General features: G+C 32.6%; 19 protein-coding genes, 1 tRNA gene and 1 pseudogene. 7 read left to right on the top strand and 14 right to left on the bottom strand.

The window, feature by feature from the left end; genetic code table 11:
- Positions 1-3 precede the first annotated feature (3 nt).
- From WPG_RS06115 to WPG_RS06150, 8 genes are all read right to left on the bottom strand, one after another.
- Positions 4-3204 (bottom strand): VCBS repeat-containing protein, encoded by a 3201-nt coding sequence (locus WPG_RS06115; RefSeq protein ID WP_231850262.1) that lies wholly within the window; start codon positions 3202-3204, stop codon positions 4-6.
- A gap of 117 nt (positions 3205-3321) precedes the next feature.
- On the bottom strand, positions 3322-4176 hold the full coding sequence (locus WPG_RS06120) for an N-acetylglucosamine kinase (protein ID WP_045470518.1): 855 nt from the start codon (positions 4174-4176) through the stop codon (positions 3322-3324).
- Between the two features lie 12 nt (positions 4177-4188).
- Complete coding sequence (locus tag WPG_RS06125; protein ID WP_052471171.1) at positions 4189-4773, bottom strand: LacI family DNA-binding transcriptional regulator; 585 nt, start codon at positions 4771-4773, stop codon at positions 4189-4191.
- A gap of 6 nt (positions 4774-4779) precedes the next feature.
- Complete coding sequence (locus tag WPG_RS06130; protein WP_045470520.1) at positions 4780-6831, bottom strand: beta-N-acetylhexosaminidase; 2052 nt, start codon at positions 6829-6831, stop codon at positions 4780-4782.
- 14 nt (positions 6832-6845) lie between these two features.
- A complete protein-coding gene (locus WPG_RS06135; RefSeq protein ID WP_045470523.1) occupies positions 6846-7277 on the bottom strand; it encodes a hypothetical protein in 432 nt (143 codons plus the stop codon).
- Between the two features lie 7 nt (positions 7278-7284).
- The gene (nagB, locus tag WPG_RS06140; RefSeq protein ID WP_045470525.1) at positions 7285-9216 is read right to left on the bottom strand and encodes a glucosamine-6-phosphate deaminase; all 1932 of its coding nucleotides are present in this window, start codon (positions 9214-9216) and stop codon (positions 7285-7287) included.
- A gap of 118 nt (positions 9217-9334) precedes the next feature.
- Entirely contained in the window at positions 9335-10921 is a 1587-nt protein-coding gene (locus tag WPG_RS06145; protein WP_045470527.1) for a RagB/SusD family nutrient uptake outer membrane protein, read from the bottom strand.
- 13 nt (positions 10922-10934) lie between these two features.
- Positions 10935-13973 (bottom strand): TonB-dependent receptor domain-containing protein, encoded by a 3039-nt coding sequence (locus WPG_RS06150; protein WP_045475270.1) that lies wholly within the window; start codon positions 13971-13973, stop codon positions 10935-10937.
- Between the two features lie 453 nt (positions 13974-14426).
- Between WPG_RS06150 and WPG_RS06155 the strand changes: the two genes are divergently transcribed.
- The 5 genes from WPG_RS06155 (at position 14427) to WPG_RS06175 (ending at position 19305) form a co-directional block, all read left to right on the top strand.
- On the top strand, positions 14427-15266 hold the full coding sequence (locus WPG_RS06155; protein WP_231850263.1) for a sensor histidine kinase: 840 nt from the start codon (positions 14427-14429) through the stop codon (positions 15264-15266).
- Positions 15263-15976, top strand: coding sequence for a LytR/AlgR family response regulator transcription factor (locus tag WPG_RS06160; RefSeq protein ID WP_045470531.1), 714 nt, complete (start codon positions 15263-15265; stop codon positions 15974-15976). Before WPG_RS06155 ends, WPG_RS06160 begins: the two co-directional genes overlap by 4 nt.
- A 21-nt stretch (positions 15977-15997) precedes the next feature.
- Positions 15998-17320: a sugar MFS transporter gene (locus WPG_RS06165; protein ID WP_045470534.1), complete on the top strand. Its 1323-nt coding sequence runs from the start codon at positions 15998-16000 to the stop codon at positions 17318-17320.
- A 12-nt stretch (positions 17321-17332) separates the two neighbouring features.
- Positions 17333-18418, top strand: a complete 1086-nt coding sequence (locus WPG_RS06170) for an acyltransferase family protein (RefSeq protein WP_045470536.1) — start codon at positions 17333-17335, stop codon at positions 18416-18418.
- Positions 18419-18510: 92 nt separating this feature from the next.
- The gene (locus WPG_RS06175) at positions 18511-19305 is read left to right on the top strand and encodes an SMP-30/gluconolactonase/LRE family protein (RefSeq protein WP_052471330.1); all 795 of its coding nucleotides are present in this window, start codon (positions 18511-18513) and stop codon (positions 19303-19305) included.
- A gap of 52 nt (positions 19306-19357) precedes the next feature.
- On the opposite strand, the gene WPG_RS06180 is transcribed toward WPG_RS06175, so the two are convergent.
- Together WPG_RS06180 and mce are read right to left on the bottom strand one after the other, a co-directional pair.
- A tRNA-Ile gene (locus tag WPG_RS06180) sits at positions 19358-19431 on the bottom strand.
- A gap of 86 nt (positions 19432-19517) precedes the next feature.
- On the bottom strand, positions 19518-19922 hold the full coding sequence (mce, locus tag WPG_RS06185) for a methylmalonyl-CoA epimerase (RefSeq protein WP_045470538.1): 405 nt from the start codon (positions 19920-19922) through the stop codon (positions 19518-19520).
- A 62-nt stretch (positions 19923-19984) separates the two neighbouring features.
- On the opposite strand from mce, the gene rbfA reads away from it, so the two are divergent.
- Positions 19985-20377, top strand: a complete 393-nt coding sequence (rbfA, locus tag WPG_RS06190; protein ID WP_045470540.1) for a 30S ribosome-binding factor RbfA — start codon at positions 19985-19987, stop codon at positions 20375-20377.
- Positions 20378-21580, top strand: coding sequence for an ABC transporter permease (locus WPG_RS06195; protein WP_045470542.1), 1203 nt, complete (start codon positions 20378-20380; stop codon positions 21578-21580).
- Here the strand turns inward: WPG_RS06195 and dusB are convergent.
- The 4 genes and pseudogenes from dusB to WPG_RS18980 form a co-directional block, all read right to left on the bottom strand.
- Complete coding sequence (gene dusB / locus WPG_RS06200) at positions 21577-22572, bottom strand: tRNA dihydrouridine synthase DusB (protein WP_045470545.1); 996 nt, start codon at positions 22570-22572, stop codon at positions 21577-21579. The two genes, WPG_RS06195 and dusB, sit on opposite strands and share 4 nt — an antisense overlap.
- 21 nt (positions 22573-22593) lie before the next feature.
- Entirely contained in the window at positions 22594-22989 is a 396-nt protein-coding gene (locus WPG_RS06205) for a DUF4345 domain-containing protein (protein WP_045470548.1), read from the bottom strand.
- Positions 22989-23696, bottom strand: coding sequence for a M28 family peptidase (locus tag WPG_RS18865; RefSeq protein ID WP_316929981.1), 708 nt, complete (start codon positions 23694-23696; stop codon positions 22989-22991). The genes WPG_RS06205 and WPG_RS18865 overlap by 1 nt, the downstream gene beginning before the upstream one ends.
- 22 nt (positions 23697-23718) lie before the next feature.
- Positions 23719-23775: pseudogene (locus WPG_RS18980) on the bottom strand (hypothetical protein); the annotation flags it as partial.
- Positions 23776-23794 lie beyond the last annotated feature (19 nt).

A 23794-nucleotide genomic window follows, 5' to 3' on the forward strand; every position in this document is an offset into this window, starting at 1 on the left:
CTTTTATGTCTGATTTTTTAGTCTTAGTATTTTTAATGAATCATTTTTATTCATAATTATAAAATGTACTTGATCATTGATTACAATCTTTTTAATAGTTTTTGCTTCACTATTATTAAAATAACTAGCATCATTTATAAACTTGAAATCATCATCATCCCCCCCTAGCAAGACATAGTTCTTTGAAGCATCATAACGAATAGTTTCTACCTCAGCATCAAACACATTACCCACACCAAAAATGTCTATATGACCGTCATTATTAAGGTCATGTGTTTCTATACTTAAAGTAGGGCTAAATTGAGCGTGCTTGGGTAGATTTTCAATCTCAAAATGACCATCTCCTTTGTTTCTTAAAATAATTGATTGGAAATGAAAAGCTGTTAGATGTGTTGCCTTGCTCAATTCGTTTTCACCATAAATATCAATAATACTTGAAGCTGCGAATTCTTTATAAGTCTTGATTTTGTAATTTATGAATGCATTTTGTTCTGAAGAACATTGCTTACCCCTGACGGGAATTAACTCTCCGGTTTTTGACACTTTACTAAGAATTATATCTATAGATGTGTTATCGTCAAAATCATCTGCATAGACATGAAGTGGTTTTTCTTTGCCTGGATGAAACTTATTGTTTTCACCCCAATTTCCTATAACGTAGTCCTTAAGCCCATCTTTATTTAAATCTACTTCTTTGATGGTTTGATACCAACCGTTTAAATCTTTTAATTCTTGTAGTTCTCGCTTTTGGAAATTAGAATTATCATTTTGAAATATGGTAATGGACATCCATTCCCCAACGATTATAAGGTCTGCATCACCATCGTTATCATAATCAGTAAAAACAGCCTCATTTACCATTTCTAATTCTGATATCTCACTAATACGGTCAGAGGTAACATCTATAAATTTGCCATTTTGGTTTTCAAGTAAATATGATTTGTCTGATAGTGGATACATTCCATGTTTCACTCTACCCCCAACGAAAATGTCCATATCTCCATCATTATCGTAATCTGCACTAGTAATACCTTTAGTGTTAGAGAAAATGTTCGGTAATTTATTTGATTTTTTAAATCTTCCTTTCCCGTCATTTATGTAAAGTCTATCTTGTAATAACGGGCTGTTTTGCTCTATTTCATAACCGCCAGATGTAACATAAAGGTCAAGGTCGTTATCATTATCAATGTCAATAAATCTAGCATTAGTGTCTTCATATATTTTATCAGATTCAAACAAAGCTTCATTACTGCCTTCAAATTGTCCGTCATTTTTTTGAATAAAAAGAGATGCTTTTTCATTTTTAGAATTCCCTACAAAAAAATCATCTAAACCATCATTATTAATATCGGCAACAGTCATAGGGCTGCTAACTTCTGATTGCTTTTGAGGCAGTAATAGTTGCAAATTAAAATCGTCAAACTTATTTTCTACTTGTTCATAGTCTATTCCGATTGTGATTGGGTCTATTGCTTCAAACAGGGTGTTCGATTTTATTTTTTGATTCTTAGAGGTTATTGCATTCTTATAGTTTAGACTTAGACTTCTGTTAGCCTCAACAACGGTGATTAGTTGTTGCTTTCTATTTGGCCAGGTTACCTTTACACTATCAATTTTTGTTCTTTCCTCTAACCCAAAATGTAACTTATTGGTTACTGATGATTGATAACCTCTACCAACAAAAAGTGTCTTAGATTGTTGTAGCCCCCCTGAGTAAATGTTAACTGTTGTCCCTATTCCATAAGGATTGTTATCTGGACCTTTAAAAGAAAATGTGATATAATTATTGTTTGTATTGTTTCTGTAAATAGAGGCTTCCTCAGATTGATTGTTAATAATTAGGTCTAAATCGCCATCATTATCTAAATCGGCATATACTGCTCCACAAGAATTAATCTCAGCGTCTAATCCCCATTTTTTTGAGTTGTTGGTAAAGGTTAAGTCTTTGTTATTTCTAAACGCATAGTTGCTCAGTTTCGTAGACGGCATCATATTAATGGCTTCATCTAAGGATACTTTTTTACGGTTTTGAATATTAGCTTTCATCTGATTTCTAAAATCTTGATTCGAAAGGTCATTTTCAATACCATTAGTGATAAATAAGTCATTAAAACCATCGTTATCAAAATCTGCAATTAAAGGAGCCCAACTCCAATCGGTTTTAGCGATTCCAGCCAATTGCCCTATCTCACTAAAAGTACTATTATCATTATTAAGCTGTAAAATGTTAGACATGTACTGATGGTGATACCCAGCACTGACTAATAAATTAAAGTTTTCTGTGCTCATTGCTGCCATATTCTCCTTACTACGAATATGATCTTCTGCCAACATATCTAAAACAATTAAATCAGGTTTTAAGTCGTTATTGATGTCTGCAAAATCTGACCCCATACTATTAGTAGAAATATGTTTAAAATAGCTTAGTATCTCATCTTTAAATTTACCGTTTCCTTGATTGATATAAAGAAAATCAGGCTCTAAAAAATCGTTAGCTACATAAATGTCTAAGAAATTGTCATTGTTAAAGTCTCCTATAGAAGCACTAAGTCCCCAAGCTTTATTTTCTATACCAGCCTCTTTTGTAATGTTGGAAAAATGATTGCCATCATTTCTAAATAATTGATCTGAACTATAAGGTTCCTTAGTTTCTTGTAGTCGTGGATCAATATGTGTGTTATTTCTAAAATCTTGACGATGATTTACCAAATACATGTCTAAATCATTATCGTTATCATAATCAAAAAAATAGGCTTGAGTAGAAAACCCAAAATGATCTAAGCCATATTCTGAAGCACTTTCTATAAACGTTTCGTCTTTTTGATTAATGTAAAGTCTGTTTTTTCTAAGCTCATGGTTGTTTAAGGATCCCGATTTACACACATAAATATCTAACCACCCGTCGTTATTAATATCTATCATAGAAACTCCAGTAGTCCAACCATTATCATCTTCAGTATTGGAATTTGCGGTTATGTCTTTAAACTCTAGACCTCCTTTATTTATATATAGTTTATTGGTTTCTTGATTTGAAGAAAAATATAAATCATCTAAACCATCATTATTAATATCACCAACCGCTAGACCAGCACCATTATAGATATAGGAATAGTTTAAAAAATTGAAATAAAGATTCTCGGTTACATTATTTGCAAAGTGAATATTAGTATGATTGTTATCCACTCTTTCAAATAACTTGGCCATAGTGATTTCATTATCAACTTTAGTACAGCTGCTAAGAATAATAATAAGCAATAAACAAAGATGTTTAGCGTAATGCATATTTGTGTATGAGTTTCATAAAATAATTATGATAATAATTTAATGCAATTTTTGTGTTTTTATGTGATTTAATAAATTATCTATTGGCCTTCTAATATAATTAGAGCCCTTTAAGCCCCTTCTTTTTAATACTATTTCTATTTGTTTTTTCCCATGAAATGCTATAGAGCCAACAAAATATAACGGAACCGTTTTTAGTTCTTCTGCGTATTTCATAATATGTTTTTCTACAAAGAGATCCATCCCCTCGATTAGTATTTTTTCAATAAAAGGATGATCTAAATTTTCAAATAAAAATCTCGCAAATTCAGCTAAATATTTATTAGGAGTAGAAGATTGATATAGTTTTTCAACAACATTCTTTATGTTTAAATTAAACTGTTTTTCAAAAGAAAGCTTTAATTCGTCTGGCATTTCCTTATAGAAATAGGTCCTTAAAAGTTCTTTTCCAAAATAATTACCACTTCCTTCATCCATTACAATATATCCTAATGACGGGGTCTTTACGTGAACAGAATTACCATCATAAAAACAACAATTTGAACCAGTACCTAAAATACAAACCACAGCAGGCTCGTTAGTAGTTGCATACACAGCGGCCATAATATCTTCACTTGTTGTGGCATTTGCTTTCTCAAAAAATGAGGTTAACACTTTATCTACTTTCTTTTGATTTTTTTTAGTTCCGCAGCCTGCTCCGAAAAAATGTATTGAGGTTACTAGCTCTTTATATTTTATAAGTTCAATATCATTATTGATAATTGTCTTAAGTGCTTTTTTAGAAAGAATTGCAGGGTTTAAGCCTTTGGTTCGAATTCTTATTGGATTCTCATTTTCATTTTTATATAAAATCCAGTCGCACTTTGTGGATCCACTATCGGCTATTAATAACATACTTTTTATTCTTTAGGCGCTTAAGTTTAATTGATTGTCTTTTATTTTAGAAAGAAGTTCTTTAACAGAGTTCTTTCCTATTTCAAACCCTCTTTCGTAATGACAACTATTTACACTTACTCTTTTTTGTTTGTTAATATAAATAATAGGGATACCGCCACTTATAAAGCTCTCTAAATGACCACATTCCTTTGGGCGGAATTTTCTTCTTGTGGAAGAAAAAATTAAGCCGTCTATAATATTACTTTTTGATAAAAGGTTAGAATACTTAACTTCTTTATTATAGTCATTACACGATTGATACACCATAATTTTGTAATCATTTCTTGAAGATTCTTCAGTGATTCCGTTTAAAGACTCTAGAAAAAAATTATCCTTTAAATCTGGCAGTATAATACCTAAAATGTAACTCCTTTTATTTTTTAAAGCAGAGGCATGAATATTTGGCTTATAATTTAACGCATTAGCCATTTTTATAACCTTGTTTTTGGTCCTAGTACTTATTTCCGAACTATTTCTTAGAGCTTTAGATACAGTAGAAATAGACAGGTTTAAAATTGAAGCTATATTTTTTAATGTAATACTATTTGTTCTCATAAATTACTACTGCATTAAATAATTTGTTTTGCAATAAGTTAAAAGGCTTTTGAGGGACGCAACTATTGCTAATTCAGTATCTGCAAATGGCTCATCAAGAACAATTAACAATGCACTTATTTTATCATGCTCTAATTTTGTGATTTTTTTATTAGAAATAACTTTTAATAATAATTCCGATGTTTCTGACAAGTTTCTAGATAATGGCTCTAAGGGTGTTGTATTTGGATTTTTATTTATCTCAATAAAATCTTCATGGTTCTCTATCCAAAGTGTCAGATAATTATTTATTTTAGGTAAACTTTTTTTCTTTTCTTCTTTAATAAATAACGAAACTGTATTGTTAAATTCAACCGCATCTTCTGCATCAGCAGTGCAAACATCTGCAAACAAGGTAAAAGGAGAAAACGTTTTATATTCTGTACCACCTTTATTTCTTGAATATATTTTTAAAGGTTCACAAATTTTAGATAATACCCTTAGGGATTTAATATCTTCATTTTTACTAATATTTCTAAGAATTACATCTTTGTTTCTAATATGATTAATGCCTAATTCTTCAAGTTGATAATTGATAACTTTCAACCTTTTATACATACTAACCAAATCATTTATATTTTTAGGAGACCAATAGCGCTCAGCTATGGCTGCAGTTCTTGGCCAAATTCTAGAATCTATTGTCAATGGTGTAACTAACTCACTCCACATCGTGGTTTCTGCTCCTAATATTCTTTTTCGCTCTTCTTTAGTAAGTGCCGCATCACCTATAGGATCTACTAAATAATGATGTTCTATAGACAACATTCTGTCTATATAGTATCCTGCAGATAGTACTGCTTGATATCCTTTTTGAGCTGCTTCTATGAGTGTACTTTGTTCTAAGCCTTCGTGTTCTCCTCTCCAAGAATGTATTACGGCAGTTGTTGGTATTGAAGGGGTTAGAATTTCATCCCATCCCATTAGTTTTTTGCCTAATTTTTTTAAAATCTCTTCTACTTTTATATTAAAATAGGTTTGTAAATCGTGATTGGTTTCTAAGTTGTGTTTCTTCTTAAATTCTTGAATTTCTTCACTTTCATCCCAATGTTTTCCTTCATTTTCATCTCCTCCGATATGAAAATATTCATAAGGAAATAATGGAGCGATTTCTCTAAATAAAGTTTCTAGAAAAAGGTAAGTAACTTTTTTTGATGGGTCTAAGGTTGGATCAAAAACACCCGAAAATCGTTCCACTTTGTAATCATAGTCATCTTTACTCCCTAATTCAGGATAGGCAGCTAATATTGCAGATGCATGACCTGGAATATCGAACTCTGGAATAACTCTAATACCTAAGTTAGATGCATAGGCAACAATGTCTTTTATTTGTTCTTGAGTGTAAAACAATCCATCAGCAGCAACTTCTTGTAATCTCGGATACACTTTAGATTCTACTCTAAATCCCTGATCATCTGTTAAATGCCAATGAAACACATTAAGCTTAACAGAGGCCATTGCGTCTAAATTTCGTTTTAATACATCTATTGGCTGAAAATGTCTGGCGACATCAATCATTAATCCTCTCCATACAAAACGTGGAGCGTCTGCTATAGTTGCTCCTTGAAAAAAATAATTGTTTTGATTATGACTGACTAATTGCAATAATGTTTCTAGACCTCTCAAAGCTCCCACATCTGAGATGGCATGAATAGTTACCTTATCTTTCTTTACAATTAATCTGTATGACTCATCATCATTTACGGTTAGATTTGAAACACTATCAAAACTGATTTCGATTGATGCGGACGTATCTTTTAAAGGAAACCCAACATCTATAAATACTCCTGTTTTGTTTGCTAAACGTCTTAAAAAATTGATAGCAGCATTACGAACTCTAGGGCAGGTTTCACCCTTTATTGAGATCGTAACGTTGCTATCAATCATAAACTTAGCAGAATTACTTTCAATATGTTTAGGCCACGGCATTAGATTGTATTTCTCTAATGTTTCCTCTTGTGACCAAATATTTTGGATAAAGAAACTACAACACAATATTATTAGAATTAATCTTTTCTTCATTTTAATAGTTCATATTAGTTCTCGTTTACTTTAATGTATTTCTCTATTATTTCTCTTTTAATATCTGCAGCTTTAACCTCTTCTAGTCCCTTTTGAATTAAAGTATCTCTAATAATTTTTATAGTAAAAGGAAATTCATGGTTTCTTATCGGTTCAACTGATGTGAAGTTTAAAGTTTCAACATACTGACCGTCTTGATATTTATATGTTCCACCTCCACTATAAAAATTTTCAACACTGTTGTAATCTTGGTTAATAAAAGCAAAATGAGATGCATTTATGATTTTAATAAAATCAGTACTTGAAAGATCTTTTATGTCTACTGAGTCACCTTGTTTAGTTTCTGCATAAATCATTTTCCATGTCCCTTCAATATCGCTTTTAGTTTTCTCATTTTTACATGAAAAACAGAACATAAAAGCCAATATGACATAAACTTGCCTCATAAGCTTACTAAAAATAGTAACGTTTAAAGGCTTCAATTGCTGCATAATCTGCGAGACCTAGATCGTTATACTTTTTGGCAGTCAATCTATTTCTATCTTCTACTCTAACCCAAAACTCTCTAGAATCACCACCTTGAAACATCACTCCATCCTTTTGTGATTGGTGATAAAAAATAGCATGTCTCTTTTTTAGTACTTGATCAGGACTCATCGGAACTGCCATTTCTATTTCATACGATTCCCACTCATGCCAAGCTCCACGATATAGCCAAACCCAACAATCATCCATATAAGATTTAACTTTAAGATCATCTAGAGCCATAAACAAAGCATCTAAACATACTTTATGTGTACCATGCGGATCAGCTAAATCACCAGCTGCATAAATTTGATGCGGTTTTATATCATCTATAAAATTGTGCATAATACCAATATCTACTTGCGAAATCTTACCCTTTTTAATTGTCCCAGTCTCATAGAATGGTAAGTCTAAAAAATGAACTCTATCGTCTGGAAGGCCTAAATACCTAGTTGCGGCCAACGATTCACTTCTACGAATAGAGCCTTTTAATTTTCTAACATCTAGAGAATCTATAGCGTCGTTTCCTTGTTTAGTTTTTATAGAATTTATAATATTGTTAATGACTTCTGAGTCTGGATTAATTTCTTTAGATATTTCGGCAAACTTTAGTGCTTCTTCGTCAGAAACCGCAATGTTACCAGAAGTTTGATATGCAATATGTACCTCATGTCCTTGCTCAACGAGTCTATCAAAAGTCCCACCCATTGAAATAACATCATCATCAGGATGTGGACTAAATATAATTACTCTCTTTTTTTTGGGGTTTGCACGCTCAGGACGATTAGTATCATCTGCATTAGGTTTTCCACCAGGCCACCCAGTAATAGTGTGTTGTAACTTATTGAACATTTTGATATTTAAATCATAAGCCGTTCCTTCTTCTGTAAGTAAGCCAGACATTCCATTGTCATTATAATCTTTGTCTGTGAGTTTTAAAAAGGGTTTGTTAAGCAATTCACTCAACCAAACCACAGCTTTTAATTTCAATGATTCGTCCCATACACAAGAGGTCACCAGCCAAGGTGTTTTTACTCGTGTTAATTCCGCAGATGCTTCTTGGTCTAATACAAATGTAGTATTGTTGTGATTTTGCAAATAAGTAGCGGGTACATATGAACTTACCCCTCCCTCTATTGTTTCTTTAACGATACTTCCTTTATTTGCTCCCCAAGCTAAAAGCACAATTCTCTTTGCGCTTAAAACAGTGCCAATTCCCATTGTAATTGCTTTTCTAGGAACATTGTCAATTCCTAAAAATGTAGGTGCAGCGTCAATCCTTGTAATATGATCTAATGTTATAATTCTAGTAGCTGAATTTAAATGAGAACCCGGTTCATTAAAACCAATATGGCCTGTTCTACCTATTCCTAATAGTTGAAAGTCTAAACCACCAGCTTCTTTTATTTTTAATTCATAATCAATGCAATACTGATAAATATCTTCACTGTTTACTAAACCATTAGGGATATTAATGTTTTCGGATAATATATCAACATGATTAAAAAGATGTTCATGCATAAAATAATAGTAGCTCTGAATATTACTTTTATCCATTGGATAATATTCATCTAAATTGAATGTAACGACATTAGCAAAACTTAGCCCTTGTTCTTTGTGCATTCTCACTAATTCTTCATATACTTTTATCGGTGAAGAACCAGTAGCTAATCCTAAAACACAAGGCTTGTTTAGGGCTTCTTTTTCTCTAATTAAAGCCGCTATTTCTTGCGCTACTAATATTGAGGCTTCTGATGAAGAATCAAAAACAACATTGTGAATTTTTTCATATCGAGATTCTTCAAACTTACCTGCTTTAGCAAAAGCGATACTATTATAATCTTTAATTTTTATTTTCATTCTAGAATAACTTTTTCTTTTAATTTTTGATAAATAAGCGGGAAAATTTAATTTCCCGCATATCTTCTAATCAATCAACTTACTCAAATAAATATTTATAAAAAAAACACTAAAATTGTTAAAAGTTTGGTCCACCTGTATCCCACCAAATTCTTGTGCCCGCATTGTCCGCGCCTCCTAAAAGAGTCACAGCATTAGCGACACCATTAGGATTCGTTGATAATTCACTATCCACAAATGGAATTCTCCTAATTTGAATATCTGTGTCTACTACACCACCACTTTGGTTGCTTACTACAGGAAATATTTTCGGATATCCTGTTCGTCTAAATTCACTCCACGCTTCTTGCCCTTCAGGGAACATAGCAATCCATTTTTGTGTAATAATTCGTTCAAGGTTTTCCTCATTTGTTCCTGCGTCATTCCAAGCTATCGTAATATTACTTAAAGCAGTAATGTTATTTGAAGGATTAACAGGGTCTACATAATCAGCTGGTGTAGAAACATTATCAGCCATATAAGCCGCTGCGCCACTAGCTCCATGTTGCTCAAATGAAGTCATAATTCCAGTTTCATAATTTGTTCTAGCATCACCCGCTCCAGCCCATGCCCTTAAAGCTGCTTCAGCTTTTAAGAAATATACTTCGGCAGTTGTCATTAATTGTACTCTAGATGTGTGTATTTGATCGTTAATGCTAGAAAAACCAATGTAATCTGCCTTTTGGGCAAGTTCATCTGAATATCCTGGTAATAATGGTAATCCTCCACGCACACCCTTTACATCACCAGCCACACTAGTTGGTGCGTCAAAATAACTACCACTCCTACTATCATCATATCCAACTAAAATTGACTCCATTGAAGCATTCATTCTAATATCTCCCCAAGAATTATCAATAGTTGCTAATGGATGATCTAAAGTGCTATTTACAAAAAAGCCATCTGCATTAGATTCCATCAATCCTAAAGATTGAGATAAAGCTTTTTCACCTTCCATTTTAGCTTTTACCGGGTCTACTTTTGAAATTCTAATTGCCAACCTTAATCGTAATGAATTAGCTAATTTCACCCAATTAGTATTATTTCCAGCATAAGACAAATCAAATGCTGTAAATCTCACATTATCAATATCCGCCATAAGATCTGCAACGGCTGTATCTAAGTCTACAAAAAATGCATTATATGCTTCTTGTTGTGAATCATAAACACCCGCATTGGCTAAATCACCGAAACTAGTATATACAATTGGTCCAAAAACATCAGACACACGATGCATTGCCTCTACTTTTAATATTAGAGCTACTGCATTTAATGTTGGGAATTCCGTTTCAGTTAAATCACTTATTTGTTTTGCATTATCCATTACGTTATCGTAAGGAACTGACCAAATAAAATTGTTCCAACCGCTTACCAAACTGTATGTTGTATTGTTTGCTCCAGACACGAATGGTCTAGGGTTAGTAAGATATCCTGAGTATACATCTGCATTCAAATTTTGCTGAAGTTGGTAGGACCAAGCTGGCGAATATTGATAGATACTCTCAAATATTGGTTGATATAAAGAACCAACATGCTGAAAATCTACCTCCAATTGTTCTTGTGTAATATTTCTGTCATTTTCATTAAATTGTTCTATATCACTGCACGATGCAGTAACTAATCCCAATGCAACAAAACATGCTAATATTTTATTTATATTTTTCATTTCTTTAATTTTTTTAGAATGTTAAATTAACGTTGAGCCCAATGCTTCTAGATGAAGGAAGTCCTAAGACATCAACTCCTTGTAATGCATTACCTGTACTTAATGATACATTAGGGTCGTGTGGTGCGTCTTTATAGAAGAAAAATAAATTGCTGCCTATTAATGAAGCTTTAATTCTGTTGAAGAATGAATTTTCTCCTAGATTAAAGTTATAGCCTAAAGCAAATTCTGCCAACCTAACGTTTGTTGCGCTATAAATATATTCTCCTGTAAAACCATTTCTACCACCTGCAAGACCATAATATTGTTGTGCTGATAATGTAAATGGATTTCCACCTTGATCCACAACATTAACATTGCCGTTAGCTGTCTCTCTAGCTGAGTTATTACTAAAACCTTCCACAATAGCTTCGGTCATGCTCATAGTTTCACCTCCGAACTTTCCATCGATTAAGAAATCTATTGTAAAGTTTTTATATGTAAATGAATTGTTCCAACCTAGTGTGAAATCTGGATTCGCATTACCAACTTTAGTTAAGCCGTCTACGGTATTATCGTCATTCTGTTGTATTGAATAAACGGGATTACTTGGGTCCGTGTTATCTACATCAACAATTGGCAAACCATTTGCATCTCTTCTAACTACTTGAGCGTAAATATCACCAAACGAACCACCTTCAACAAGGTAAGATCCAAAAGTGTTTACGCCTTTGCCAGAAAGTGTAAAGAATTCAGGTTCAATTAAACCCTCTAATACTTGACCATTATATATCTTTTCAACTCTATTTTTATTAGAGGCAAAGTTTACTCTAGTTGTCCATGCAAAATCATCATTTTGAATAGGTATGGCAAAAATAGAAGCCTCAATACCTTTATTTGAAATTTCACCAGAATTTAATCTGGCAGAAGGTGCTCCAATTACAGCTACCGATGTAGCAAATTCATAGTATTGATCTACTGTTTTAGTATTGTAATAGCCTAAATCTATTCCTAATCTATTATTATAAAACTTCCATTCGGTACCAATTTCAAATGATTTTTGTCTTTCCGGCTTTGGTGTTGAACCCGGAAAAGGCCTTACTTGAGTAACTATTGGCGAACCATCAAACTGTATTTGTCCGTTAGGATTAATTTGATCTGCACCAAAACCACTTCCTACCTCAGCATAAGATGCTCTAAATTTAGCAAAAGACACATTTTCTGGTAATTCAAATAATTCACTTAATATACCTGTTACACCAATTGATGGGTAAAAGAATGAATTGTTTTCCGGTGGTAATGTAGAAGACCAATCATTTCTTGCAGTTAAATCAACAAATATCTTATCATTAAATCCAATTGTTGCACTTGCAAATAAAGAATTTACGCGAGTCTCAAATGAGTCCTGTCTGAAATTTGTAGTTGGGCCTCCGTTAAAGTTTTGAAACGAAAATACGTTTGCGAATTGTAAATCACCATTGGTTCCAGAATCAGCATTAAACGATTCTGTTGTGGAGCGCGTTGTACTTGCTCCTACAATAGCATTAACCGTAATACCATCTTTAATTTGTGTATTAATATTAGCAATAAGATCACCATAGTACTGAGTGTAATCATTTTCAAATACAATATAGCGACCATTTAATGGAGCTAAAGTAGCTTCGGTGGTAGCATGTGTTTTCCTTTCAAAATTTAATACTGACCTGTCATAAGTTCCTCTGGTTTGAAGAGATAACCAATCATTAATTTTAAAATCTAAACTTAAAGATGCTACTAATTTTTTGTTACTATCTTCTGAAGCATTTCTATTGATTATCCAATAAGGGTTTTGCTCAATATCGCTCGTGCCTCTAAACCATCTTTGAGCCATAATATTTCTTGCAGGATCTAAAGATTCAAAATTAGAATAATCAGACAACTGTTCTGAATCTGATTGAAAAGCATAAGCCCCAACTAATGGGTTAAAATATAGGCCAGAAATTGGTCTGTTTTTAATGTTTTGAGTAGATGACATAACACTTGCATTTAATCTCAATTTATCATCAAAAAGCCTTGCTGTTTCTCTTATATTAATAGTGTGTTGCTTTAAACTATTTGTAGGTAATACACCGCTAGCAAAAGTGTTACTATATGAAAAATACGTTTGCGCGTTCTCAGTCCCACCAGATATAGATACCGAGTTAATATTAGTAATCCCTGTGTCTAAAAAATCATCTACATTACTTTGTGTTTCGTCATTAAAGTCCATAGCATAAGCGGCAGTGTCAACAGTTAGGTTAGAAGAAAAATCAACCTTAAATCCTCCTGCACGTCCTTTTTTAGTGGTAATTAAAATTACACCATTTAAACCTGCACTACCATATAATGCAGAGGCAGAAGCACCTTTTAGTACGGTTAGCGATTCAATGTCATCAGGATTTATTAATGATAAAGCATCACCACCATCTCTATTACCTCCGTTAATATCACCAAAAGTATCTCCCGGTTGACTAGAAGATGGGTTTGATAAAGGAATACCGTCTACAACATATAAAGGTTGGTTGTTTCCAATTGATGAATTTCCTCTTAAAGTAACTTTCACAGATCCTCCAGCACCGGATGCACTTCGATTAATAGATAAACCTGCAACCTTTCCTGACAAGCTACTAACTGGGTTGGTTTGTTTTGCTTTACTTAGTTCATCTGCATCAATATCTTGTGCGGAATAGGTCAGAGACTTACGACTCTTTTTAATCCCAAGAGCTGTTACTACTACCTCACTTAATGCGGTAGCGTCTTCTTCCAATTGTACATTGATTGTGTTAGAATCTCCAATAGTAATTTCAACAGTTGTCATTCCAATATAAGAGACTGTTAGAATATCACCAACCGAAGCCGTTAATGAATAATTACCATCAAAATCTGTTTGAGTACCATTAGTAGTTCCTTTCACCAATATACTTGCACCAGGAATTGGGGAGCCATCAGTTTTTGAAGTTACAGTTCCTTTTACATCTTTTTCTTGCGCAAAAGTTAATTGCGAAATGAACAGAAATAAAGAAAACAATAAGAATCTTCGTAAATTTTGTTTCATAATATTTGATTGTTTTGTCATTTAATTAGCCACAAAGTATTTAAACATAAATTCTATAAGAAAAAAAATATCTAAACGACATGATTTTACCTATAGACAACTTAGAAACGCACATTAGTGATTTTAGAAAATAAACAATTAGTGATTTTATTGTTAATTAATTATTATATCATTAAAATTGTTGGGTATTATTAAGGTTTTAGCAAAAAATGTTTTTGCTTTACTTTTAACCAAAAAGAAGTCGTTATCTCAATATTCAATAAAAATCAATACAATACTATACCTATAAAATATCATGTTATTTTTTGGGTAAGCTTCTTTGTGTTTAATTTAATACGATGGGGCAGTTATTACCAGGATTACTGGTACTCATTCAAATCTAATCTTGTTACCGTTACTATTGGCATGGCATTGGTTTATGTTAATATCTATTATTTATTCCCTAGATTTATTTTGAGAAAAAAATATGCGAGTTATATTTTCTACTTTATTATTGCGCTTTGCATATTCTATGTAATTAGAACTGAACTCATATATCAGTTAATAAATGAAAATGTTTGGCCAGAATCAGAAACGCCCCAAAATGCATATTCTTTCAATCATATTTTAGTTGTTTTCTTAATTGGTATTTATGATGTTGCTTTAGTGTCTACTATTAAATTAACTGCTGATTGGATTATTGAAAGGAAAAGAATTGAAGAACTACAAAAGGCTCAATTGAGGACCGAATTAAACCTTTTAAAGTCTCAAATTCAGCCTCACTTCTTTTTTAACACATTAAACAACCTATATGCACTAGCAATAAGTAAATCTGATGATGCTCCAAGAGTAATCTTAAAGTTGTCAGATATGATGCAATACATATTGTATGAGGTCAATAGCCCAAAGGTAACTTTGTTACAAGAAATAAAACATATTGATAATTATATAGATATTGAAAAAATGCGATTCAATGATAGAATTGAATCTGAAATGAATATTACAGGAGAAATTGACGATGTACAAGTCCCGCCTTTGTTATTCCTTTCTTTTGTTGAGAATTGTTTTAAACATGGTTTGAAAGAAAATGACAATATTTTCATCAATATGAGTTTTAAAGTTATTGATGAAAAGTATTTAGAATTTATTTTGAAAAATAATTTCAACCCTAATGCGGGTCAAAATGATAAGCAAGGAATTGGTCTAAGCAATGCTAAACGAAGATTAAACCTTTTGTTTTCTAAAAACTTCAATATGGAATCAAAAATAGAGGATGATACCTACATCTTATTTTTAAAAATCCCTATTCTATGAAAATTAAATGTATCATAATAGATGACGAACGGCTTGCAATAGAAGTTATAGAAAATCATTTAAAAAATTTTGATCATGTAGAGGTTGTCGCTTCATTTAATAATCCTTTAAAAGCATACCCTCTTTTAGAACAAGAAAAAATTGACGTTATTTTCTTAGATATTAACATGCCACAAATGACTGGCTTTTCTTTTATTGAAAATCTCAGTCATAAACCTTTAATTGTAATTACAACCGCTTACAGAGAATATGCGGTAAAAAGTTTTGAGTTAAGTGTGTTAGATTATTTAGTAAAGCCTATTCCTTTTAATAGGTTTTTAAAAACAATGAATAAAGTCTACCAACAAATGTATGTAAATAGTGTTGGTGGTGATACTAATTTACAACAAGAACCACATATTTTTTTAAAGGTCAATAAAAAACTTATTAAAATAAACCTTAATGATATTCTTTTTATTGAAAGCTTAAAAGATTACATAAAAGTAATTACCACTGTAGGAGACTATGTAGTGCATAAGTCGCTTACGTCTATTACTGAGGAATTACCTCAGTCTAGTTTTATAAGAATACACCGTTCTTATACGATTTCTATTAATAAAATTATTGCCTTAGAAGGTAATACAATTGAAATTTCGAATAAAAAAATTCCAATTGGTAGAAATTATCTTAAAAAAACAAAGGAACGTATTTTCAATAACGACAACAATTAACTCATAAACCTTAGCAAAAAAATGAAAAAATCTATTTCACAATCTAAAAACAACACGCTCATTCCTATTGCAATTATTGCAGGTTTATTCTTTGTTTTTGGCTTTGTTACATGGATTAATGGTGCTTTAATTCCCTTTATGAAAACCATTAATGAGTTAACAGACGCTCAATCTTATCTAGTGGCTTCAGCATCTTATATTTCATTTGTTGCTATGGCATTACCCGCATCTTACATTATAAACAAAATAGGGTTTAAAAAAGGAATGGCTCTAGGTTTAATTATAATGGCTTTAGGCGCTTTGGTGTTTATTCCTGCTGCAAACGCAAGAACATATTGGGTGTTTTTACTAGGTGTTTTTATTCAAGGAGCAGGAATGACATTATTACAAACAGCATCTAACCCTTACATAACTATATTAGGTCCAATAGAAAGTGCCGCTAAGCGTATTGCAATTATGGGTATCGCTAATAAAGTTGCAGGAGCACTGGGTTCTGTCATTTTTGGAGCAATTTTATTGTCTGGTATTGATGGCATGAAAGATAAATTAAGTACTGTTGGTGCTGCAGAAAAAGCGAGTATATTAAATACTATGGCTGATAGTGTGGTAATGCCTTACATTATAATGGCAATTGTACTATTTTCATTAGGTATCTTAATAAAAAAAGCGCCTTTACCGCAGGTTGAGGTAGGGCCAATTGAAGACTCAAAAACTGAGGGAAAATCTAAAACTAGTATATTCCAATTCCCACATTTATGGTTGGGTGTTTTAGCCTTATTTGTCTACGTTGGTGTAGAGGTCATTGCGGGAGATACAATTATATCTTATGGAATCGCTTTAGATATTCCAGCAGATAGAGCAAAGTTCTTTACTCTATTTACTTTAATGGCTATGGTTGCAACTTATGCCTTGGGGGTGTTTTTAATCCCAAAATATATTAGTCAAGCTGTAGCTTTAAAAGCTAGTGCTGTTTTAGGGATTACACTTTCGTTTTGTATCGTATTTACCAGTGGATTTACTTCGGTTCTTTTTGTCGCTGCATTAGGTATAGCCAATGCTTTAGTTTGGCCAGCGATATGGCCACTAGCGTTAACAGGCTTAGGGAAATTTACTAAAACGGCATCAGCTTTATTAATAATGGCTATTTCTGGCGGAGCAATTCTTCCCCCGCTTTATGGTGCTTTGGTAGACAATAAAAAAATAGAACTTCTTGCTAGCGGAATAGAAGCTGCTCCAGCAATGGCAGAAGCCGCTTCACATGGGTATTGGATTCTATTACCATGTTACATCATTATTCTATATTATGCTTTTTCTGGTCATAAAGTGGGGCTTAAAAAGAATTAAATCCATTTATCTATGAATGATAGAATCGAATCTGTGGATATTTTACGAGGGTTTACAATTTTAGCAATGATATTGGTAAATACACCTGGTACGTGGAGTCATATTTACACTCCCTTACGTCATGCGGAATGGCATGGGCTAACACCAACAGATTTAATATTTCCTTTCTTTTTATTTATTGTCGGTATCTCTATTTACTTTTCTTACAAGAATAAACCCAACACTTTGTCCACCTACAAAAAGATAATAATTAGAAGCCTAAAACTTATAGGTTTAGGGTTGTTTTTAAATTTGTTTTTACCTTACTTTCCTTTCTTTAATGACTTTGAAACTCTTAGAGTTCCTGGAGTGCTTCAGCGTATTGGAATTGTGTTTTTATTTTCATCTTTACTATATCTCAATTGTAATTGGAGAAGTTTAATTGTAATTGGAGTTATAATTATAATCGGTTATTGGTTGTGTCTTGGCTATATTCCTTTTCCAGATGGAAGTCCACCAACTTTTAACAGAGGCTCTAACAATTGGGCTAATTATATTGATTTAAATGTCTTAGGAAAGCATATGTGGAAGATAGATTACGATCCAGAAGGCTTAATTAGTACTATTCCTTCTATTGCAACCTGTATTTCGGGAATCTTAATTGGTAAACTTTTAGAAGGTCTTACTCATATTAAACATATATTTCTTGTGGCTCTAGGTTTTCTAATTTCTGGTTATATTTTAAATATTTGGTTTCCAATTAATAAAGCAATTTGGAGTAGTAGTTTTGTTTTAGCAACGAGTGGCTGGGCAACATTAGTATTAGGTGTTATATACTACCTGAAAGACTTTAAAAAGCAAAAATTCGGTACAGTATTTAAATATGTTGGCATGAACGCAATTACTATATATTTCTTATCTAGTTTTATTTCTAAATCAATGTATCTTATACGAATTAATGAAAACAGTAATATTCATTCTTACATATATGAAACTATTTTTGTTCAATCATTTCTTCCAGAAAAATTATCCTCAATGTTGTATGCCCTTACGGTTGTATTTTTTTACCTAGGACTTGGATATGTGCTTTACAAAAAGAAAATATTTATAAAAGTTTAAAGTGAATTTTGAAAAGTGACGATTTAAAAACACAGAAATATCTATCGATTTTAATAATTACATTTAATCTTTTTCTTTCGTGCAAAAAAGATATGTTTATCGGCAATAGAATTGACTTTACCAAAGAATTCATTTTCACAAAAGGTATTGAAGGGCCAGCGGTAGACAGCAAGGGAAACCTATATGCCGTAAATTATAAAGAAGAGGGTACAATTGGTGTTGTAAATAGCAAAGGCAAAGCTTCTTTATTTACCAAACTTCCAAAAGGGAGTATCGGTAATGGAATTAGATTTGATGAAAATGACAATATGTATGTTGCGGATTATACCAGCCACAACATCTTACTTATAAAAAAGGGAACGACTAAGGCTCTAGTTTACGCACATGACTCTACTATGAATCAGCCTAATGATTTGGCAATATCACCTAACGGAATTTTATATGCGAGTGATCCAAATTGGAAGAATGAGACCGGAAAATTATGGATGGCGAAAGACCAAAAACTTCACCTATTAGAAAAAAACATGGGAACAACTAATGGCATTGAGGTAAGTCCAGATGGGAGAAGGCTGTATGTTAATGAATCTGTTCAAAAAAAAGTCTGGATCTATGACATAAGTTTAGATGGCTCAGTTAAAAACAAAAGGCTTTTTGCCTCTTTTAATGATTTTGGTTTAGACGGTATGCGCTGCGATGAAAAAGGAAATATTTATGTCTGTAGGTATGGTAAGGGAACAATTGCAATACTATCCCCAACCGGAGTATTTCTGAAAGAAATACGACTAAAAGGTATGAAGCCAACAAATATTACTTTTAGTAATGATTATAAGAAGTGTTATATCACAATTGCAGATAGAGGCTGTGTTGAAGTTGTAAAATTAAAATAATATACTCAATAAAAAAACCTCAACAATCTCTGGGATTATCAAGGTTTAAAAGTGGTCCCACATGGACTCGAACCATGGACCACCTGATTATGAGTCAGGTGCTCTAACCAACTGAGCTATAGGACCTATTGACTAGTGTCAATTTGCTTTATTTCTAAAGCGAGTGCAATATTACTACATATTTTAAAACTCTACAAGAAAAACAAATCGTTTTAGTCTTTAATCTCTTGACACAATTCAACCAAAACACCATTTGTTGATTTAGGGTGTAAGAATGCGATTAGTTTATTATCAGCTCCTTTTTTGGGTTTTTCATGTATCATTTTAAAACCTTCCTTTGTAAGACGTTTAATTTCTTTTTCAATATTATCTACTGCAAAAGCAATGTGATGAATGCCTTCTCCTTTCTTTTCTATAAACTTAGCTATTGGGCTATCTTTATTCGTGGCTTGAAGTAATTCTATTTTATTTGGGCCACACTTAAAAAAAGAGGTTTTTACACCTTCACTTTCCACGTCTTCAGTCTTATAATGTGCTTTTCCAAATAAAGACTTAAAAAGGTGGTTAGAATTCTCTATGTCTATAACCGCTATGCCTATGTGCTCAATTTTTCTCATCGTGGCTTCAATTTTGTAGTGTAAAAATACTATAATCCTTAAATAACCTCTACTTTTGCAAAATGGAAAGTAATAGACAGAAAAAAATCGCAGGAATAATTCAGCAAGATTTAGTGGATGTTTTACAACGTGCCGCTTCTGAAGGTGGGCTTAAAGGCGTAATAATTTCAGTCTCTAAAGTTAGTGTCACTGTAGATTTGTCCATGGCTAAAGTTTACTTAAGCATATTTCCAAATAAAGAGGCTGAACCTTTACTTGAAGGAATTAAATCTAACAAGCCTTTAATTAGACATGAGTTGGCCCAACGTACACGTCATCAATTAAGACGAATGCCACAACTCGAGTTTTTTATTGATGATTCCTTAGAATATATTGATGGTATTGAGCGTTCACTTAAAGGAGAGGATAATCCTCTTGACAATCCTGATTTATTGGATAATCGAAAAAAATCTTAATTGAATTTTCCTTTATACATAGCAAAACGTTATCTGTTTTCTAAAAGCAGTAATAATGCTATTAATATAATGACTCTAATTGCTTCGGGTGGAGTTATTATTGCTTCTGCAGCTTTATTTATTGTTTTATCTGTTTTTGCGGGATTAAAGGATTATAGTTTAATGTTTTCCTCTATTGTGGATCCTGATTTAAAAATAATACCAGCTGAGGGTAAATCGTTTTTGTTTACTGAGGGTGATAATTCTAAATTAAATACTATAGAGGGAATTGCCTCCTATTCAAAAATTATAGAAGAACGTATTATTATTAAGTCTGAAGACAAGAATCTCCTGGCAACTCTAAAGGGAGTTGATTCAAATTATTTAGAAGTTACCAATATAGACTCTATGGTTACCAAAGGAAATTGGATTTCTCCCGAAAGTAATGATGTGGTTTCTGGATGGGGAATTTCTAATAATCTCTCTTTTGGTATCTTAAATTATTTAAAACCTTTATCGCTTTACGTTCCTAAACCAGGAAGAGGCCAGGCCAGTTCTGTAGAAGGCTATTATAATTCTGAATATGTAAATAATGTTGGTCTTTTTGATATTAATGAGCAATTAAATAATGAATATGTTTTTGCTGATATCCATTTAGCAAAATCATTGCTAAATTATAAAGATAATCAAGTTAGTGCGCTTGAATTAAAACTCAAACCAGATGTTGATGAATCTAAAACAAGAAAGCAATTAGAGAGCGTCTTCCCTAATCGGTTTGTTATTAAAAATAGAGAGCAGTTAAATGATGCGCTATTTAAAATGTTGAATACAGAAAACCTTGCTATTTATTTGATATTTACTTTAGTTATTATCATCGCTTTATTTAATGTTATAGGAGCCATTATGATGATGATTTTAGATAAAAAGAAATCATTGAATACCTTGTTTAATTTAGGTACAGAATCAAAAACAATTAAATCCATCTTTTTTTGGCAAGGTAGTCTAATGACCATTGTTAGTGGAATTATTGGTGTTGTAATTGGTTTACTAATTGTATTTTTGCAGCAATCTTTTGACTTGGTAATGTTAACCCCAGATTTGTCTTATCCTGTACGCCTAAACGTCTTTAATGTACTCATTGTTTTAACAACCATATTAGCCTTAGGAATTATTGCGTCTAGAATAGCATCTCAACGTATTACAAGAAAGTTAATACAGTCTTAGTTAGTGAATTGGTGATCTCCAAATTTCTCTAAAACTTCATCAAAAGCCGCAAATACATCTTTAGAATCATCACTTGTTACCATTTTCATTCGGTATTCTTTAAAGTGTGGAATACCTTTAAAATAATTGGTGTAATGTCTTCTGGTTTCAAAAACACCAAGAACTTCCCCTTTCCAATCTATAGCCATTTGTAGATGACGTCTAGCTGCTTCAACGCGTTCTGATAAAGTGATTGGAGCTAAATGCTCTCCGGTTTCAAAAAAATGTTTTACTTGCTTAAAAAACCATGGGTTACCTATGGTTGCTCGACCAATCATCGCTCCATCTAGTCCGTAACTGTCTCGCATTTCAGCAGCACGTTCTGGCGTGTTAATGTCACCATTTCCAAATACAGGAATATGCATTCTTGGGTTGTTTTTTACTTCAGCAATTGGTTTCCAGTCCGCATCACCTTTATACATTTGAGCTCTTGTTCTTCCGTGTATGGCAATTGCTTTACAACCCACATCTTGTAAACGTTCGGCAACCTCAACAATTCTTATAGAACTATCATCCCAACCTAGTCTTGTTTTTACAGTTACTGGCAAATTAGTACGCTTTACCATTTCTGCTGTGAGCTTTTCCATTAAACAAATATCTTTTAAGATTCCAGCACCTGCTCCTTTAGAAACAACTTTCTTAACAGGACAACCAAAGTTAATATCTATAATGTCTGGATTCGACTTTTCTACGATATCAATGGTTTGTAACATACTGTCCATATTGGCGCCAAAAATTTGAATACCAACAGGTCTTTCTTTTTCATAGATATCTAATTTCATAACACTCTTTGCCGCATTACGAATTAAGCCTTCGCTAGAGACAAACTCCGTGTAAACCACATCTGCACCTTGCTCTTTACATAAAGCACGAAAAGGTGGGTCGCTTACATCTTCCATGGGTGCTAATAGCAATGGAAAGTCTGGTAATTCTATGTCTCCTATTTTAACCAAGTCTTAAATTTTAACGCAAAGCTACGGCTTTTTCAAATATTTACTATTCAAAACCCAAAGTCCATAAAAACCTAAAAACAATTCTGCAAAAACACCAAATTTATAATTAAAAGTAGGTGTGCCATCAAGGAATAAACTTAACAATCTTCCTGAACCTAAACCCAGCATAAATACTGTATTGGTTACTAATGCAATTTTTAAAAATTTAGCTTTAACAATCCCTAGAATCCAAACTATTGAAAAACCTAAATACAATCCCATTATAGCTTTAAACTGACTGTATTCATCTGTGGTATTAAGTTGAATATCGAACTCAGAACTTGGGTTAAATCCATAAACAAATGCAACAGGAATTACAATTAGTACAGAAATGATTACGTGTACTTTAGTGATGAAGTCATGTTTTGTTTTTAGCATTAAAATTTAACTTTCGTTTCAATGGTTTTTTTACCACGTTTCACTGTAATATCAGCTTCATCGCCATTATCAAAAACAGATAGCGCGCGCATGTAGCTCATCATGTCTGTAACAATACTATCGCCTAATTTCAATACCACATCTCCCTTTTGCAAACCCGCATTAAACGCTGGTGTTTCTTCTCGTGTTCCATCAATACGCATCCCTTTTCCGTCATACAAATAGTCTGGCACAACACCAAGTCCTACTTTAAAACGCGGAGTCTCTTCACTTTCATTTTTCGTTTTTCTAAAAGCAAGCTTCCCATTATCGTCTAAATCTGTAATAATATCCAAGAGGTAGTCTGAGATGAGGTTCATGCCCTCGTAATTTAACTTATCCGAATCGTCTCCAGGCTTATGGTAATCTTCATGTTGGCCCGTAAAGAAGTGCAATACAGGAATATCAATCAGATAAAAAGACGTATGATCACTTGGCCCCACTACACTTTCGTTTTCTACAATTTTGAATTTATCATTGTTAGACTTTATGGTTTGCTTAAATATTGGTGATGTTCCTGTACCATAAACGGCTAATGTGCTGTCTGGTTTCATTCGGCCTACCATATCCATATTAATCATGTAGTTGATAGATTCAGACTCAATAGTTGGATTTTTGGAAAAGTAATTAGAACCTAACAACCCCATTTCTTCACCTGAAAACGCCATAAATAAGTAATTGTTTTTGTCTTTAATATCGGCCTGATTGTTTTTTACTTAATCGGCTTGCTAAGTTTAATAGTACAGCAACTCCACTTGCATTATCA

The organism is Winogradskyella sp. PG-2, from assembly GCF_000828715.1.
Classification (GTDB): Bacteria; Bacteroidota; Bacteroidia; order Flavobacteriales; family Flavobacteriaceae; genus Winogradskyella.